Source organism: Rhizobium sp. rho-13.1 (genome assembly GCF_007000305.1).
Classification (GTDB): domain Bacteria; phylum Pseudomonadota; class Alphaproteobacteria; order Rhizobiales; family Rhizobiaceae; genus Rhizobium; species Rhizobium rhododendri.
In genome coordinates this window covers 254,530-270,057 of record NZ_SCFL01000005.1, presented here as the reverse complement: position 1 = coordinate 270,057, position 15,528 = coordinate 254,530, and the positions used below count along the sequence as shown (strand labels likewise).

The following is a 15,528-nucleotide window of genomic DNA, read 5'->3' as shown; positions in this document are numbered from 1 at the left end:
CGAATCCGAACGCTATGTCATAAAATCAAAACATAGCGTTAAAGCCTACTATTAGCTTCTTCTACCGCAGTTGAAACCCCCTCGTTGATCACAAATGGGATAGAACTGTGGCTTAGAAGACACCGCCCCGCGAATAATCACGCTTCGGCGTCTGATTCCATTTCGGCGCGCGACGTCAGGACTTTGTCGACCAGACCCCAGTCCTTTGCCTCTTCGGCGGTCATGAAGTGGTCGCGATCGAGTGTCTGCTCGACTTCCTCATAGGTGCGGCCGCAATGCTTTTCATAGATCTCGTTCAGGCGGCGCTTCATCTTGATGATGTCGCGGGCGTGGCGCTCGATGTCCGATGCCTGCCCTTGGAAACCGCCGGAGGGCTGGTGAACCATGATGCGGGAATTCGGCGTGGTGAAGCGCATGTCCTTATGCCCTGCCGCCAGCAGCAGCGAGCCCATCGATGCCGCCTGACCGATGCACAGGGTCGATACGGCCGGCTTGATGAACTGCATGGTGTCATAGATTGCCATGCCGGCAGTCACGACGCCGCCCGGAGAATTGATATAGATCGCAATCTCCTTCTTCGGGTTCTCAGCCTCGAGGAACAACAGCTGCGCGCAGACAAGCGTCGCCATATGATCTTCGACCTGACCCGTCATGAAGATGATGCGCTCTTTCAGAAGGCGCGAATAAATGTCGTAGGACCGTTCGCCCCGATTGGTCTGCTCCACAACCATGGGGACCAGAGCCATTGCGGTATCGACTGGATTTCTCATGTGCGTCCTCTGTCAAACTTGCACCCGGCGGCGAAATACCGGGAATCGAATAAAATCGTCACCCCTACATAGAGTGTCACCGCCCTGTACTTCAAGACGCGCCAGAGGATAACGTCAAGAAGCGGATGCGAATGAAGTTCAGGCTGCAGTTACGGCTGTTTGTCACAGATGGCTATTAAGGCGGCGTTACGCCAGAGGCCGCCCACAGCTTTTCGACGTGGCAGAGTGAAGAAACGATGAATGTTCGATCCCAGGCCTCCGTATTGACGCAACCGTGCCGCGATTCCACGACCGATGGGCGTAATTTGCGGTCCGCGTTAACCGGCTGGCCAGTTTCTTGCGGCATGGTACTGCGCGAGATGGAGTTGCGCAGCCTGTGTTCAATATCACGACGGGATTGACGATCTGGTGTTCGGAAGCGACGACGCTTGCCGTAGTCTTGTTTTTCGCCTGGCGCAGCGACCGCAGATCGTCCTTCTACCTGCTCTGGTCCATCGGCTTCGCCCTGCGCGCAGTCGGCTACGCGCTGATCAGCCTGCAGGGCGTGATGCCCAATGTTCTCACAATCGATCTCGGCAACGTACTCACCTTCCTCGGCCAGAGCGCCTGGATCGCCGGCTTCAGCCTGTTCGACAAGCGCCGGCCGGAATGGACCGCGTTGCTGCCGCCGGCCATATGGCTGATCGGCATCAGTCTTCCCTGGGTGCATGACGATCTCGCCAACCGCGTTGTCCTTTTCCTGCTGGCAAGCGCTGCCAGCGCAACTCTCCTTGCCGCGGCCGTCCGTCCGGCGACCAGCCGCCCCGAGGCGGCCCGCATGCCGCTGGCTTTCGTGCTGATGACGCTCGCCTCCCTGTGCTTCGTCATTGCACTCTCGGCAGTCGTTTTCCGGCCCTCGCCAGAGACGGCCGTCACCTACCGCACAGTTACGGTAGTGGTGAACGCATTGCTGATCACGATCGCTGTCGTGCTGACCGGCCATGTGCTGGTCCAGCGGTCGCAGCGACGCTGGCGCGCATTGTCGCTGAACGATTCGCTGACCTCGGCCTTCAACCGGCGCGGGCTGCTGGAATTCTTCGGGCTGCTCCGACTCGAGACGACGTCGCCGTCTCGGCGGATTGCCGCCCTGCTGTTCGATCTCGATCACTTCAAGAGCATCAACGACCGCTATGGCCACCAAACCGGCGACCAGGTGCTGTGCGAATTCGTCACCATCACTCGAAAGTGCCTTCCGCGCGGCGGCGCCCTCGGTCGCATGGGCGGCGAGGAATTCATGGCTTTCATCACCGTGACAGACCAGACGGAGGCCGAAGCGGTGGCGGAAACGATCCGCAGCGAATTTTGCAGGGTGCCTTTGCAGATCGAGGGAGCTGCCGTCAATGCCAGCGTCAGCGTCGGCGTGGCACTCGCGACTGCCGAGGCCGCAGACTGGGACAAGCTCACCGGGGCTGCGGACCGGGCGCTTTACGCCGCCAAGCGAGCGGGACGCAATTGCACCGTGGTCTTCAGCGAGGCTGCCACCGAAAGCGCAATTAGCGCGTCCAGCGAACAGGAAGCCGGCGAACTGGTGCCTACGGTCGACGACCAGATCCAGGCGCTGCAACGGATCGGCACACTGGCGCGAAACTAGGATAAAGGGGCGCCGACGCGCTTCCCGTGCACGCCGGTTTGGGCTAATGCCAGTATCATGATGATCCCTCCCATGCTCCGTATCGATCCTGCTACCCGCCACGTTTCTCTCGATGGCAAAGATCCCGCATTCTATAGCAATCCGAACGCCGTCTATGCGGCGCTGCACGAGCAGTGTCCGACCTTCTATTGGGAGGAGCAGAAGCTCTGGACGGTCACTGGCTACGATCACGTGAACGCTCTTTTGCGGGATCGTCGCTTCGGCCGCCAGATCCTGCACGTCGCGAGCCGTGCCGAGATCGGTCTCGCCGAACCGCTGCCCCATCTGCGCAACTTCGACGCCGCCGAGCTGCATTCGCTGCTGGAGATAGAGCCCCCGGAGCACACGCGACTGCGGACGCTGATCAATCGGGCCTTCGTGTCGCGCCACGTCGAGAAGATGAAGCCGGAAATTGCAGAACTGGCAAACGGGCTGATAGACAATTTTGCGGGAAACGGCGAAGTAGAGCTGCTCACGGCCTTTGCCGACATCATTCCGGTGACGATGATCGCCCGGATGATCGGCATTCCCGACGAGATGGGGCCGCAGCTGCTGAAATGGTCGCATGCCTATGTGCGCATGTACATGTTTGGCAGGACGCGTGCAGACGAAGATGCCGCAGACACGGCCGCAAAGGAATTTGCCGACTATGTCAGATCGGTGATCCGGGAGCGGCGCGCCGAGCCCCGCGACGACCTGCTGAGCCACATGATCACCACGGAGCACAAGGGCCAGTATCTCACCGACGAGGAACTGGTGTCGACGACGATTGTGCTCCTCAACGCCGGCCACGAGGCAACCGTCCATCAGATCGGCAATTCGGTTCGTGTGATCCTCGAATGCGGGCTGCCCCCGGAGACGCTGTTTGCCGACGAAGCCGCGACCGAGCGCACCGTCGAGGAAACACTCAGACTCTGCGCGCCGGTGCACATCTTCCAGCGCTGGGCACTGGAGACTGCCGAAATCGATGGCGTCACCTTCCAGCGCGGCGACAAGGTGGCGATGATCCTTGCTGCCGCCAACCTTGACCCGAAAAAGTTCTCCGACCCGCTGACATTCAAGCCCGACCGCCGCGAAGCGCCCAACCTCTCCTTCGGCGCCGGTATCCATTTTTGCATCGGTGCACCGCTTGCCCGCCTCGAGCTCAATATCGCACTGCCGATCCTGTTCGAGCGGCTGCCGGGATTGCGGCTGGCAAAGACGCCGGTGGTCAAGGACGTCTACCATTTCCATGGGCTGGAGCGGCTGGATTTGCGCTGGTGAGCGGGATTTTAGCTATCAGCTAATGTTTATTTTCGGCTGCGAAGATCCTGCCCGAGAGATCGTCCACTTTTACAGAAACATCGGCGATCTTTCCCTCGATACGCACCAGGGAGTTCTCCAAGACAGAGTGGACGTGCGTTATCGCGCCGCCTACCTCCATTTTGATCATCAACTCGAGATCGTCGCGTAGCTCCATGTAACGCCTATCGCTGCGGTTCAGATAATCGTATGTTTGAACGCATAGTGTCCGGATGTCGGCCACCTCTCTGCGAAGACCGCGCATCTCATCGTTGTTCTTCTGAACGAGTTTGGCGATCAACCCCAGGTCGATATTGTCTTCTACCATTACCATGATCCCACTTTACATAGATGATAACGCAGCACGACTGAAATGCAACCTGCAGCATTTTCGAGGGCGAGTGCACAGTGGTCGACGACTGGCTGCAAAATCCAAACAAAAATGGCGCCCCTTGCGGAGCGCCATCTGCAATACGATAAAGGCAAATATCAGCCGTAGCGGCCGGTGATGTAGTCTTCGGTACGCTTGTTCTTCGGCGCCTGGAAGATCTGGTCGGTGGCGCCGTATTCGATCAGGTCGCCGAGATACATGAAGGCGGTCTTGTCGGAGATACGGCTGGCCTGCTGCATGTTGTGCGTGACGATGACGATGGTGAAATCGCCCTTCAATTGCGCAACCAGTTCCTCGATCTTGGCAGTCGAGATCGGATCGAGTGCCGATGTCGGTTCGTCCAACAGCAGGACGGATGGTTTCACGGCGATGGCGCGGGCGATGCAGAGACGCTGCTGCTGGCCGCCGGAAAGCCCGAGGCCGCTCTGGTGCAGCTTGTCCTTCACTTCGCCCCACAGCGCCGTGACGGTCAGCGCCTGTTCGACGCGCGCATCCATCTCCGCCTTGGAAATCTTCTCATAGAGACGAATGCCAAAAGCGACGTTTTCATAGATCGACATCGGGAACGGCGTCGGCTTCTGGAACACCATGCCGACCTTGGCACGCAGATCGTTCAGATCGACGTCCTTGCTGAGTATGTTGCGACCGTCCAGCAGGATCTCCCCAGAAGCCGTCTGGCCCGGATAAAGATCATACATGCGGTTGAAGGTGCGCAGCAGCGTGGACTTTCCGCAGCCCGAAGGACCGATGAACGCCGTCACGGCATTCTTGCTGATGCTCATGTTCACACCCTTCAGAACGCGATGGCCGTTCTGATAGGTGAAATCGAGGTTCTTCACATCGAGCTTCGGAAGGTCACCAATATCCGAAGCGGAGACTGCGCCCTTGCCCGACTGTGCGTTAACGCTCAGGAAATTGTTGTCGCTCATGTTCATGGTCTTATTCCTATCGTTCGGCGGCTGCGTCACTGGCGGCGCCCACTCAGAAAACGGGCAATGATATTGAGGGCCAGAATGGCGACAGTGATGATCAGCGCGCCTGCCCAGGCCAATTGCTTCAGATCCTCACCGGCATCAGCGGCCAGCGTGTTGATGGCAACCGGCAGCGTGGCGATCGGACCGGTCAGTCCCCCCTGCATGAACTTGCTATAGCCGGCCGTAAACAGCAGCGGCGCGGTCTCACCACTGATACGGGCAACGGCCAGCAGGATGCCCGTCAGGATGCCCGACCAGGCAGACTTGTATATCACAGTCGTCATCGCTTTCCAGCGTGGCGCGCCAAGGGCCGCCGTTGCTTCACGAAGCGAGTTCGGCACCAGCAGAAGCATGTCCTGCGTCGTGCGGTTGATGACCGGGAGCGCGATGAGCGCCAATGCAAGGATGCCGGCGATGGCGGAGTTCCCATGCATCGGCACGACCACGACACCGTAGACGAACACGCCGATGATGATCGAGGGTGCGGAGAGCAGGATGTCGTTGATGAACTTGGCGACCTCGGCAAGCTTGCTGCCGTTGGCGAATTCTACCAGGTAGGTGCCGGCAAGAATGCCGATCGGTGCTGCCAGCAGGGTCGCCAGACCGGTCACGATGAAGGTACCGTATATGGCGTTCAGCAGGCCGCCGCGCGAGCCCTGGGCCGGGATCGACATCGTAAACACGTCGAGGCTGAGTGCCGTGACACCTCGATAAACCAAGGTCACGAGGATGACGCTCAGGAACAGTATGCCGAGGATGGCAGCGAGAAACGACAAGGCCATCATGACCTGGTTCGTCATATGGCGGCGCGAGATGATCCTCTGACGAATTGCGTTTTCCATGGCTTTCTTCCTCAAAACGAGTCGACGCGGCCGATCATCCATCTCGCCACTGCAAGCACGCAGAAGGAAAGGACGAACAGGAGCAGGCCGAGTGCCATCAGGCTCGAAAATTGCAGACCGTCGGCGTCGCCGAAATTATTGGCGATCTGGGCGGAAATGGTGGTCGACGGCGAGATGATCGACGACTGCAGGCGGCTGACGGAGCCGACAACGAAGGTGACGGCCATGGTTTCGCCGAGCGCACGCCCAAGGCCGAGCATGATGCCGCCGACGAGACCGCGGCGTGTGTAGGGTATCAGGATGTTGCGCGCCACTTCCCAGGTGCTCATGCCCATGCCGTACGCGGATTCACGCAGCATCGGCGGCACGGTGGTGAAGACGTCGCGGGCAATCGCCGTGATGAACGGCAGGATCATGATGGCCAGCACGAGGCTTGCCGTCAAAAGGCCGACGCCCGGTGCAGGTGGCTGGAAGAGCGACCCGATCAGCGGCACCTGGCCAACGGTGTTCATGAGGAATGGGAGGACATAAGTCTGCATCAGCGGCACGATCATGAACAGACCGACGATGCCGTAGATGATCGAGGGAACGCCGGCCAAGAGCTCAATGGCGGTGCTGATCGGGCGCCGCAGGCTGCCGGGGCAAAGCTCGGTCAGGAAGATGGCGATACCAATGCCCAGCGGAACTGCAATCAGCATCGCGATGAGCGAACTCACCAGCGTGCCGACCAGGGCGGGCACCGCTCCGTAAATCTCCAGGGGAGCGCTCCACCTTGTGCCCCAGAGGAACGAGAAACCGAAGGCCTGGAATGTTGGCAAGGCATCCACGACCAGAACGGTCAGGATTGCCAGCAGCAGAAGCACGACAAAAGAAGCCGAGCTGAGCGTCATGAAATAGAAAATCCGATCCTGCGTCCGGAATTTTCTGGTGACGGCGGAGGTTTCCATGGTCTGGAATCCAGCCGTCTGAGTCGCATCAGCCATCGCTTTCTCCTTGTCCTGTCATTAAAGGCGGACAGGGCAATACCCTGTCCGCCGCTCGTTTTTCAGTCAGCACAGATTACTTGGTGCCGAAGTCTTTCTTCCAGGACTCTTCCACGACCTTGGCAACCGATTCCGGAACAGCAAGGTAGGACATGTCGGTCGCCGACTTCTGGCCCTTCTCGTAGGCCCACTTGAAGAACTTCAGGGCTTCTGCGTTTGCAGCAGGATCGGCAGGCTTCTTGTAAAGCATGACCCAGGTAGACGCTGCAATCGGCCAGCTGTTTTCACCCGGCTGGTTTGTGAGGATCAGGTTGAAGTTCTTGGCATGTGCCCAATCGGCGTTCGAAGCAGCAGCCTTGAAGGTTTCCAGGCTAGGCTCGATAACCTTGCCGGCGGAATTCTTCATCTTCGCGAAACCGATGTGGTTGGCGACGACATACGAGTATTCAACGTAGGAGATCGAACCAGCCGTCTGGTTGACGGTTGTGGAAACGCCTTCCGAACCCTTGGCGCCGAAGCCGACCGGCCATTCAACAGCCGTGTTGGAACCAACTTTCGACTTCCAATCCGGTGAAACCTTCGAGAGGTAGTCGGTGAAGTTGAAGGTCGTGCCAGAGCTGTCAGCGCGGTAAACGACGGAGATCGCCGTGGAAGGCAGCTTTACGTTGGGGTTGAGAGCCTTGATCGCAGCATCGTCCCACTTGGCAATCTTGCCGAGGAAGATGTCGGCGAGCGTCGTGCCGTCGAGAATGAGTTCGCCCGGCTTTACGCCTTCGACGTTATAGGAAACGACGATGCCGCCGGAGATCATCGGGAACTGGGCAATGCCGTTCTTCTCGAGATCTGCGTCGCTCATCGGCTTGTCCGAAGCGCCGAAGATGATGGTCTTGTCGAGGAGCTGCTTGATGCCGGCGCCCGAACCAACCGACTGGTAGTTGACGGAGTTGTTGGTTGCAGCCTTGTAACCCTCGGCCCACTTGGACAGAACCGGAGCGATGAAGCTCGAACCAGCGCCGGTGATGTCGGCAGCTATGGCCGAAGCCGTCATGGTGACGACCAGGCCTGCGCTCAGGCAGAGGGTGCGGATTTTCAAATTCAACATAAGGGTCTCACTTCCTTGAGTGATGATCGGATGGCGGGCGGAAGGGAGCCACAAACGGACCGTCCATCGATCCATCACGGCCGCCACTTCCGGCGACATGGATGGCTCTATAGTTGCAATGTTTCAGTTTGATGACAGTTTGATAATGGCCAAATGACACGGTTTTCAGGGCGTGTGCGGCCGCATGGATCGAGAATGCAGACCGCGCCAATGGGGCTGGGCAGACAGCAACTGCCGCTCGTCACGGGAGCAAGGCCATCGTCGTCGAGCGCAACGGCCAGCCCGGAGCCTGCGCCCTCGCCTAAAGCCGCACGACATAATCCTTGCGAGTCGTTTCAATCACTTCCCAGCTTCCGCTGAAGCCGGGTTTCAAGACCATGCGGTCGCCTGCGCGAAGATGATGCGCCTCGCCGCCATCCTCTGTCACGATGGAGTATCCCGACAGAATGGAAAAGTATTCCCACTCCTCATAGACGATGCGCCACGATCCGGGAGTCGCCTCCCATATGCCGGCGTAAATGCCACCCTCGGCCTCGTCGAGGCTCCATGTCCGAAACTGGGGGTTGCCGGAAAGCACGCGATCGGCAGCAGGCACGCCGAATTCAGGAGCGATGGCTGTAGCGTCGAAAAGGATGGCATTGGTCATCGGAAGTCTCGCATCTGATCTTGGTGACAGGCCCTGCCTGTAGCACAAGAGCGTCGAGAGTGGATAATGGCGGATTGGAACTGCCCTGCTCTACGGCAGGGCAGTTTCCGATGGCGATGGCTGCTCCTAAACCTTCGACAACGCCTGCTCCAGATCCGCGATGATATCCTTCACGTCCTCGATTCCCACGGAGAGGCGGACGACGTCGGGGCCGGCACCTGCGGCTGTCTTTTGGTCGTCGCTCAGTTGCTTGTGGGTGGTGGACGCGGGGTGGATGACAAGCGAGCGGGTGTCTCCGACATTGGCGAGATGCGAGAACAGCGTCAGGCTCTCGACAAAGGTCTTTCCCGCCTCGTAGCCGTTCTTCAGGCCGAAGGTGAAGACGGCGCCGGCGCCCTTAGGCGAATAGCGTTGCTGCAAGGCATGGTTGGGATCGTCGGCAAGACCGGCATACTTGACCCAGGCGACCTTGGGGTGTCGCTTCAGCCACCCCGCGACTTCAAGCGCGTTGTCGCAATGGCGCTGCATGCGGAGCGGCAGCGTCTCGATGCCGGTGAGGATCAGGAAGGCATTAAACGGGGCGATGGACGGACCGAGATCGCGCAGCCCAAGGACGCGGCAGGCGATGGCGAAGGCAAAATTGCCGAAGGTCGCATGCAGCACCATGCCGTTATATTCGGGGCGCGGCGCCGACAGCATCGGATAGTTGCCGGATGCGGACCAGTCGAAGGTGCCGCCGTCGACGATGACGCCGCCCATCGAATTGCCGTGGCCACCCATGAACTTGGTCAGCGAATGCACGACGATATCGGCGCCGTGTTCGAGGGGGCGGATCAGATAGGGGCTTGCCAGCGTGTTATCGACGATCAGCGGCAGGCCGTGGCGGTGGGCGACGGCGGCGATAGCAGCAATGTCGATGAAGGTGCCGGCCGGATTGGCAAGGCTCTCGATGAAGATTGCGCGGGTACGATCGTCGATCTGGCTCTCGAAACTCTCGGGCTCCAGCGGATCGGCCCAGCGCGCCTGCCAGCCGTAATTCTTGAAGGCATGACCGAACTGGTTGATCGAACCGCCGTAAAGCTTGCTTGCCGCAACGAAATTATCGCCCGGCTGCATGATGGTGTGGAACACCAGAAGCTGAGCCGCATGGCCCGATGCTACCGCCAGCGCCGCCGTGCCGCCTTCGAGTGCCGCGACGCGCTCCTCGAGCACGGCCTGGGTCGGGTTCATGATGCGGGTGTAGATGTTTCCGAACTGCTGCAGCCCGAACAGGGCGGCTGCGGCATCCGCGTCGCTGAAGACATAGGCGGTCGTCTGGTAGATCGGCGTCGCGCGGGCGCCGGTCGTCGGATCGGGCTGTGCGCCTGCATGAATTGCCAGCGTGTCGAAGCCCGGATTGGTGGTCGCCATGGTAGTCCTCCCTCAATATCTCACGGACGACCATAGCGCGACGGCGATGCAAATTCATCGCGATCTTTTCTCATTCCCGCCTGAAGCGGAGAAAATCCTACCCTGCACGGGCAGTCGATCAGGCGGAGGCAAGTCTCGGGATCTCGATTGCCGGGCAGCGGTTCATGACCACCTTCACGCCGGCCGCCTCGGCCTTTTCGGCGGCCGCATCGTCGCGGATGTCCAGCTGCGACCAGATGACCTGCGGCTTGGCCGGAAGCGCCAGCGCATCCTCGACGACGGCATCCAGATATTCGGGCGCGCGAAACACATCGACCATATCGACAGGCTCGGGAATGTCGGCGAGCTTGCCGAACACCGGCTGGCCGAGGATTTCCTTGCCGACCAGGCCTGGATTGACCGGGATGACGTGATAGCCTTTGGCCAGCAGATAGCCCATCACCCCATTGCTCGGGCGTGCAGCATTCGGGGACGCGCCGACCAGTGCGATGGTCTTCACGCTGTGCAGAATATCGGCGATGTAGGAATCGTCATAACGGTCGTGGTTCATTGCTGACATCTCCAGCTTCGATCACAGTTACGTTTTTGTCGTATCCAGCGGAAACTAGCGTACCGCTTCTGCGTATATAGGCATGAACCGAACCTGTGAGGACAGTCTCATGCAAAAAATCATCCTACTCGGCGTTTTGGCAGCATCTATGGCGACGCCCGCACTGGCGATCAATCGCTACAACTCCATGTCATACAGCTGCTCGGCAGCGCAGGCGCTGATCGGCCGCGAACGCGCCGTGATTTTCCGTCACCCTGCGGAACGGACGAAAAACCTGACGCTTTATGACCGCTACGTCAGCGACCGCGGGGCCTGCAATTTCGGCGAATATGCTTTCGAAGACACGCTGCCGACGAAGGACACGAAAAACTGTCCGGTCTACACCTGTCACTCGACAAGCGAACTGGACGACGACGAGATCATACCCGACCGTTGATTTTGGTACGCCGCCTAACTTGAGCTCCAAAACCGCCAGCGAGCGCAGCTGAGAGTGATAAAGAGCGAGCCAAATTGGAGCGGGACAAGGTTCTATCAATTGTCCTGTTTCGGTCTACTTTTGTTCTGGTATCCATCAGTAACATCTTATAGTTGCCGCAGATATTCCGCTACCGCCTTTGGTGCATTGCAACATTGTGACAGTGGACGAACAGATGCTTCTCTGTTGCTCGCAGAGCGACAATAATACTCGAGTTTACCCTCTTCGGTAGAGGCTTGATTGTCGCGACGTTGAAGCTTTTCAGCTTACTTTCGATGAAATGATCGCCCTGAGCTTTAGTCATAGAAGACATCAGACGCCATGAATTTTGTGGTATTGATATACCACATTCCTAGAGCGTTGATATCATTGACTATTTTTAACCGTCTCTCGAAATGCCAATCTTGACCTGAGATGGGGTTTCCCCTACAAGCCGCAGCAGAAACGCAGCCTTTCCGGGCTGCTTTCTTTTTGGCCGGGCCAAGCCTTTCCAATTCAAGCAACAAGAAACGCCCTGACCTTCGGGTTCTGGGTCCTAAAAGAGAGTATACAACATGGCAACCTTCTCCCAGAAGCCTGCAGAGGTGGAGAAGAAGTGGATCATCATCGACGCCGAAGGGCTCGTCGTTGGTCGTCTCGCTTCTGTTATCGCAATGCGTCTGCGTGGCAAGCATAAGGCTACCTTCACTCCGCACGTCGACGACGGCGACAATGTCATCGTCATCAATGCCGAGAAGGTCGTCTTCACCGGCAAGAAGTACGAAGACAAGGTTTACTACTGGCACACCGGTTATGCCGGCGGCATCAAGGAGCGTACCGCTCGCCAGCTGATCGAAGGCCGCTTTCCTGAGCGCGTCCTCGAAAAGGCTGTCGAACGCATGGTTCCCCGCGGACCACTCGGCCGTCGCCAGATGAAGAACCTGCGCGTCTACACCGGCTCCAACCATCCCCATGAAGCGCAGCAGCCGACCGTTCTCGACGTCGCCGCGCTGAACAGCAAGAACACAAGGAGCGCCTGAGTATGGCTGACCTCTCTTCCCTGAAGGATCTCGGCACGGTTTCGGAACAGCCTTCTGCTCCGGTTCACGTTCGCAAGGTCGACTCGCTCGGCCGTTCCTACGCCACCGGCAAGCGCAAGAACGCCGTTGCCCGCGTCTGGATCAAGCCAGGCTCCGGCAAGATCATCATCAACGGCCGCGAATTCGCAACATATTTCGCACGTCCGGTTCTGCAGATGATCCTGCGCCAGCCGATCGTCGCTGCTGCCCGCGACGGCCAGTTCGACATCATCGCCACGGTTGCTGGCGGCGGTCTCTCCGGCCAGGCCGGTGCCGTTCGTCACGGCATCTCCAAAGCCCTCACCTACTTCGAACCCGGCCTGCGCGGCGTTCTGAAGAAGGGCGGCTTCCTGACACGCGACAGCCGTGTTGTTGAACGTAAGAAGTACGGCAAGGCGAAGGCCCGTCGTTCGTTCCAGTTCTCCAAGCGTTAATCGCTGGCTGGATTTGGTTTTGGAAAAGGCGGTGCTTCGGCGCCGCCTTTTTTGTGTTTCGGCAACAAGTCGCCAGCCTCTCCCGGGACTTTGACAAATCGGCTTTGTGAACTATAATTCACGCGTGATCGAAGTTCGGCAGACCTCTATTTTTGCGAATTGGCTAGATGCGCTCCGAGACGCGCAGGCGCGCCAACGCATCGTCGTTCGCATCCGGCGGCTCGAACTCGGTAACCCTGGAGATATCAAGCCGGTCGGTGAAGGTGTCAGCGAAATGCGCATCCCTCATGGCCCCGGCTACAGGCTCTATTTCACCCGATCCGGTGAGACGATCGTCATTCTTTTATGCGGCGGCGACAAGTCATCGCAGGCAAGGGACATCGCAATCGCCCGGCAATTGGCTAAGGAGATTTGAATGCCCTTGGAAACCACCCGCTTTGACATCCAGGACCATTTGACCACACCGGCCGACCGCATGCTCTATCTCGAAGCCGCTTTCGAGGACGGTGATCCGGCGCTCATCACCCAGGCCCTCGGCGACGTTGCCCGTGCTGCCGGCATGACGTCTGTCGCCAAAGAAGCGGGCGTGACCCGGGAAGCACTCTATAAATCACTGAGCGAAGCCGGTGATCCGCGCTTGTCGACCTTTCTCGGCGTGATCAAGGCGCTAGGATTGAAGGTGTCGATCTCGACGGATCAGAATGCGGCTTAGGATCGGCGGGTAACGGGTGAAAGAGGATAGCTGGCGTTTTTCCGACCCTCCCGCAGGCATAGTCAGCGCAAATAGTCGGGGAGACGATCCGGCAGCCTTTTTTGCTCTCCACCCGTTGCAATGCGTAAGGCTGTCGGTGACATTCACCTTTGAGTAACTCAGGCTTTGAAGACTATGGCTGGCCATCATTTATTCGCAGAACTGCGGCTGAAACTGCGTGGCTCGAAGACGAACTGAATGCGAAGGACACCGGCTTGGCCAGCAAATCCATCGACCATGCTTTCACCGCGACCTCCCCCACCTCGGCCGCCAGCGACCCGACCTTCGCCGGCGCCCTTTCCTTCATGCGCCGGCGTTTCAGCAAGGACCCGACGGGCGTTGATGCCGTCGTCTGGGGCATTCCGTTCGATGCGGCAACCTCGAACCGCCCCGGCGCCCGCTTCGGGCCGCAGGCGATCCGGCGAGCTTCGGCGATCTTTGACAACGATCCACAATATCCGTTCGCCCGCGACCTTTTTGCCGAAATGGCTGTCATCGACTACGGCGACTGCCTGCTCGACTATGGCAACCACGCCGCCACGCCTGCTGCGATCGAACGCCAGGCCAACACGCTGCTCGACAGCGGTGCCTTCCTGCTGACACTCGGCGGCGATCACTTCATCACCTGGCCGTTGCTGAAAGCCCATGTCGCGCGGCACGGGCCGCTGGCAATGGTGCAATTCGACGCCCATCAGGACACCTGGACCGACGAGGCCGGGCGCATCGACCATGGTTCCTTTGTCGGGCGTGCGGTGCGCGACGGGTTGATCGATGCCTCCCGCTCGATCCAGATCGGCATCCGCACCCAGGCGCCGGAGGATTGCGGCATAGAGATGATCCATGGCTACGAAGTAGAGGACATGACAGCATCCGACATCGCCGCCCGGATCCTCGCCCGCACCGCGGGTGCGCCGGCCTATCTCACCTTCGACATCGACTGCCTCGATCCTGCCTATGCACCCGGTACCGGAACGCCTGTCGCCGGGGGCCCGTCGAGCGCCAAAATACTATCGGTGTTGCAGCGGTTGTCATCGCTCGATATCCGGGGCGCGGATGTTGTCGAGGTGGCGCCAGCCTACGACCACGCCGATATCACCGCCATTGCGGGCGCCACGGTGGCAATGTATATGCTCGGATTGTATGCCGGGCGACTGGCGACAAACCGCTGAGGCGGTTGTTATCATTCTGAATCAAGTTGATGGCATATTGATTCCGTAAATCACGCGAACCCTTTGAAAGTGCAGGACGATCATGGCACCGAAAATCTTCATTGATGGCGAACACGGCACCACGGGCCTGCAGATCCGCACGCGCATGGCCGATCGCCGCGATGTCGAATTGCTGTCGATCCCGGAAGCACAGAGGCGCGATGCGGCAATTCGCGAAGATATGCTGAACAGCGCCGACATCGCTATTCTCTGCCTGCCGGACGATGCCTCCCGCGAAGCGGTGGCCATGGTGTCCGGCAACAACAATGTCCGCATCATCGACACCTCGACGGCTCACCGTATCGATCCGAACTGGGCCTACGGCTTTGCCGAGATGGCCAAGGGCCAGGACGCCAAGATCGCGGCGGCGCGTCTCGTCGCCAATCCCGGCTGCTACCCTACCGGTGCCATCGCGCTGATAAGGCCGCTGAGAGCTGCCAGCATGCTGCCTGATGGCTATCCCGTTACCGTCAATGCGGTCTCCGGCTATACCGGCGGTGGCAAGCAGATGATCGCCCAGATGGAAGACCCGAGCCGGCCTGACTCGATCTCCTCGCCGCACTTCCTGTATGGCCTGCCGCTCAATCACAAGCATGTGCCTGAAATGACCACCCATGGCCTGCTCGACCGCGCACCGCTCTTCTCGCCGTCGGTCGGCAAGTTTCCGCAGGGCATGATCGTCCAGGTCCCGTTGCATCTGGATGCCTTGGCGCAAGGAACGACGCTGGAAACAATCCACGCGGCGCTCACGGATTACTACGCCGGACAGGATATCGTCGAGGTGGTGTCGCTTGATGCCAGCCGCGCCCAGCCCCGCGTCGATGCGGTCGAACTGGCCGGCAAGGATACGATGAAGCTATTTGTGTTCGGGACGCCGGGTGGCAGCCAGGTCAATCTGGTGGCGCTGCTCGACAATCTCGGCAAGGGCGCTTCAGGTGCTGCCGTGCAGAACATGGACCTGATGCTGTCCGCCTGAAATCCCGG

General features: G+C 59.3%; 18 protein-coding genes. 9 read left to right on the top strand and 9 right to left on the bottom strand.

From position 1 onward, the window contains the following. Positions 1 to 137: 137 nt before the first annotated feature. Positions 138 to 770 (bottom strand): ATP-dependent Clp endopeptidase proteolytic subunit ClpP, encoded by a 633-nt coding sequence (clpP, locus tag EQW76_RS16210; protein ID WP_111220561.1) that lies wholly within the window; start codon positions 768 to 770, stop codon positions 138 to 140. A 376-nt stretch (positions 771 to 1,146) separates the two neighbouring features. On the opposite strand from clpP, the gene EQW76_RS16205 reads away from it, so the two are divergent. Then, positions 1,147 to 2,400: a GGDEF domain-containing protein gene (locus tag EQW76_RS16205; RefSeq protein ID WP_142829498.1), complete on the top strand. Its 1,254-nt coding sequence runs from the start codon at positions 1,147 to 1,149 to the stop codon at positions 2,398 to 2,400. A 57-nt stretch (positions 2,401 to 2,457) separates the two neighbouring features. Next, positions 2,458 to 3,702, top strand: a complete 1,245-nt coding sequence (locus tag EQW76_RS16200) for a cytochrome P450 (protein WP_142829500.1) — start codon at positions 2,458 to 2,460, stop codon at positions 3,700 to 3,702. A gap of 19 nt (positions 3,703 to 3,721) precedes the next feature. Here the strand turns inward: EQW76_RS16200 and EQW76_RS16195 are convergent, their stop codons facing one another. From EQW76_RS16195 to EQW76_RS16160, 8 genes are all read right to left on the bottom strand, one after another. Continuing rightward, positions 3,722 to 4,048, bottom strand: a complete 327-nt coding sequence (locus EQW76_RS16195) for a hypothetical protein (RefSeq protein ID WP_142829502.1) — start codon at positions 4,046 to 4,048, stop codon at positions 3,722 to 3,724. Positions 4,049 to 4,209: 161 nt separating this feature from the next. After that, on the bottom strand, positions 4,210 to 5,040 hold the full coding sequence (gene pstB / locus EQW76_RS16190; protein ID WP_224128274.1) for a phosphate ABC transporter ATP-binding protein PstB: 831 nt from the start codon (positions 5,038 to 5,040) through the stop codon (positions 4,210 to 4,212). Between the two features lie 35 nt (positions 5,041 to 5,075). Continuing rightward, positions 5,076 to 5,927, bottom strand: coding sequence for a phosphate ABC transporter permease PstA (gene pstA, locus EQW76_RS16185; RefSeq protein WP_142829506.1), 852 nt, complete (start codon positions 5,925 to 5,927; stop codon positions 5,076 to 5,078). Positions 5,928 to 5,938: 11 nt separating this feature from the next. Beyond that, the gene (gene pstC, locus EQW76_RS16180; protein ID WP_142829508.1) at positions 5,939 to 6,910 is read right to left on the bottom strand and encodes a phosphate ABC transporter permease subunit PstC; all 972 of its coding nucleotides are present in this window, start codon (positions 6,908 to 6,910) and stop codon (positions 5,939 to 5,941) included. A gap of 76 nt (positions 6,911 to 6,986) precedes the next feature. Continuing rightward, positions 6,987 to 8,012 carry a phosphate ABC transporter substrate-binding protein PstS gene (gene pstS / locus EQW76_RS16175; RefSeq protein ID WP_142829510.1) on the bottom strand — a complete coding sequence of 342 codons (1,026 nt, stop codon included), beginning with the start codon at positions 8,010 to 8,012 and terminating at the stop codon, positions 6,987 to 6,989. A gap of 301 nt (positions 8,013 to 8,313) precedes the next feature. Further along, the gene (locus tag EQW76_RS16170) at positions 8,314 to 8,658 is read right to left on the bottom strand and encodes a cupin domain-containing protein (RefSeq protein ID WP_142829512.1); all 345 of its coding nucleotides are present in this window, start codon (positions 8,656 to 8,658) and stop codon (positions 8,314 to 8,316) included. A gap of 126 nt (positions 8,659 to 8,784) precedes the next feature. Further along, positions 8,785 to 10,068 carry an O-acetylhomoserine aminocarboxypropyltransferase gene (locus EQW76_RS16165; RefSeq protein ID WP_142829514.1) on the bottom strand — a complete coding sequence of 428 codons (1,284 nt, stop codon included), beginning with the start codon at positions 10,066 to 10,068 and terminating at the stop codon, positions 8,785 to 8,787. Between the two features lie 118 nt (positions 10,069 to 10,186). Next, the gene (locus EQW76_RS16160) at positions 10,187 to 10,618 is read right to left on the bottom strand and encodes a CoA-binding protein (protein ID WP_142829516.1); all 432 of its coding nucleotides are present in this window, start codon (positions 10,616 to 10,618) and stop codon (positions 10,187 to 10,189) included. 109 nt (positions 10,619 to 10,727) lie between these two features. Between EQW76_RS16160 and EQW76_RS16155 the strand changes: the two genes are divergently transcribed. The 7 genes from EQW76_RS16155 to argC all read left to right on the top strand — a co-directional run bounded on the left by EQW76_RS16155 (position 10,728) and on the right by argC (position 15,520). Then, positions 10,728 to 11,054 (top strand): hypothetical protein, encoded by a 327-nt coding sequence (locus tag EQW76_RS16155; RefSeq protein ID WP_142829518.1) that lies wholly within the window; start codon positions 10,728 to 10,730, stop codon positions 11,052 to 11,054. Positions 11,055 to 11,647: 593 nt separating this feature from the next. Continuing rightward, complete coding sequence (rplM, locus tag EQW76_RS16150) at positions 11,648 to 12,112, top strand: 50S ribosomal protein L13 (RefSeq protein WP_111220549.1); 465 nt, start codon at positions 11,648 to 11,650, stop codon at positions 12,110 to 12,112. A 2-nt stretch (positions 12,113 to 12,114) separates the two neighbouring features. After that, positions 12,115 to 12,585, top strand: coding sequence for a 30S ribosomal protein S9 (gene rpsI, locus EQW76_RS16145; RefSeq protein ID WP_111220548.1), 471 nt, complete (start codon positions 12,115 to 12,117; stop codon positions 12,583 to 12,585). Between the two features lie 124 nt (positions 12,586 to 12,709). Next, the gene (locus EQW76_RS16140) at positions 12,710 to 13,000 is read left to right on the top strand and encodes a type II toxin-antitoxin system RelE/ParE family toxin (RefSeq protein ID WP_142829519.1); all 291 of its coding nucleotides are present in this window, start codon (positions 12,710 to 12,712) and stop codon (positions 12,998 to 13,000) included. Then, complete coding sequence (locus EQW76_RS16135) at positions 13,001 to 13,297, top strand: addiction module antidote protein (RefSeq protein WP_142829521.1); 297 nt, start codon at positions 13,001 to 13,003, stop codon at positions 13,295 to 13,297. A 254-nt stretch (positions 13,298 to 13,551) separates the two neighbouring features. After that, positions 13,552 to 14,505: an agmatinase gene (gene speB / locus EQW76_RS16130; protein ID WP_142829522.1), complete on the top strand. Its 954-nt coding sequence runs from the start codon at positions 13,552 to 13,554 to the stop codon at positions 14,503 to 14,505. 82 nt (positions 14,506 to 14,587) lie between these two features. After that, complete coding sequence (gene argC, locus EQW76_RS16125) at positions 14,588 to 15,520, top strand: N-acetyl-gamma-glutamyl-phosphate reductase (protein WP_142829524.1); 933 nt, start codon at positions 14,588 to 14,590, stop codon at positions 15,518 to 15,520. Positions 15,521 to 15,528: the final 8 nt, after the last annotated feature.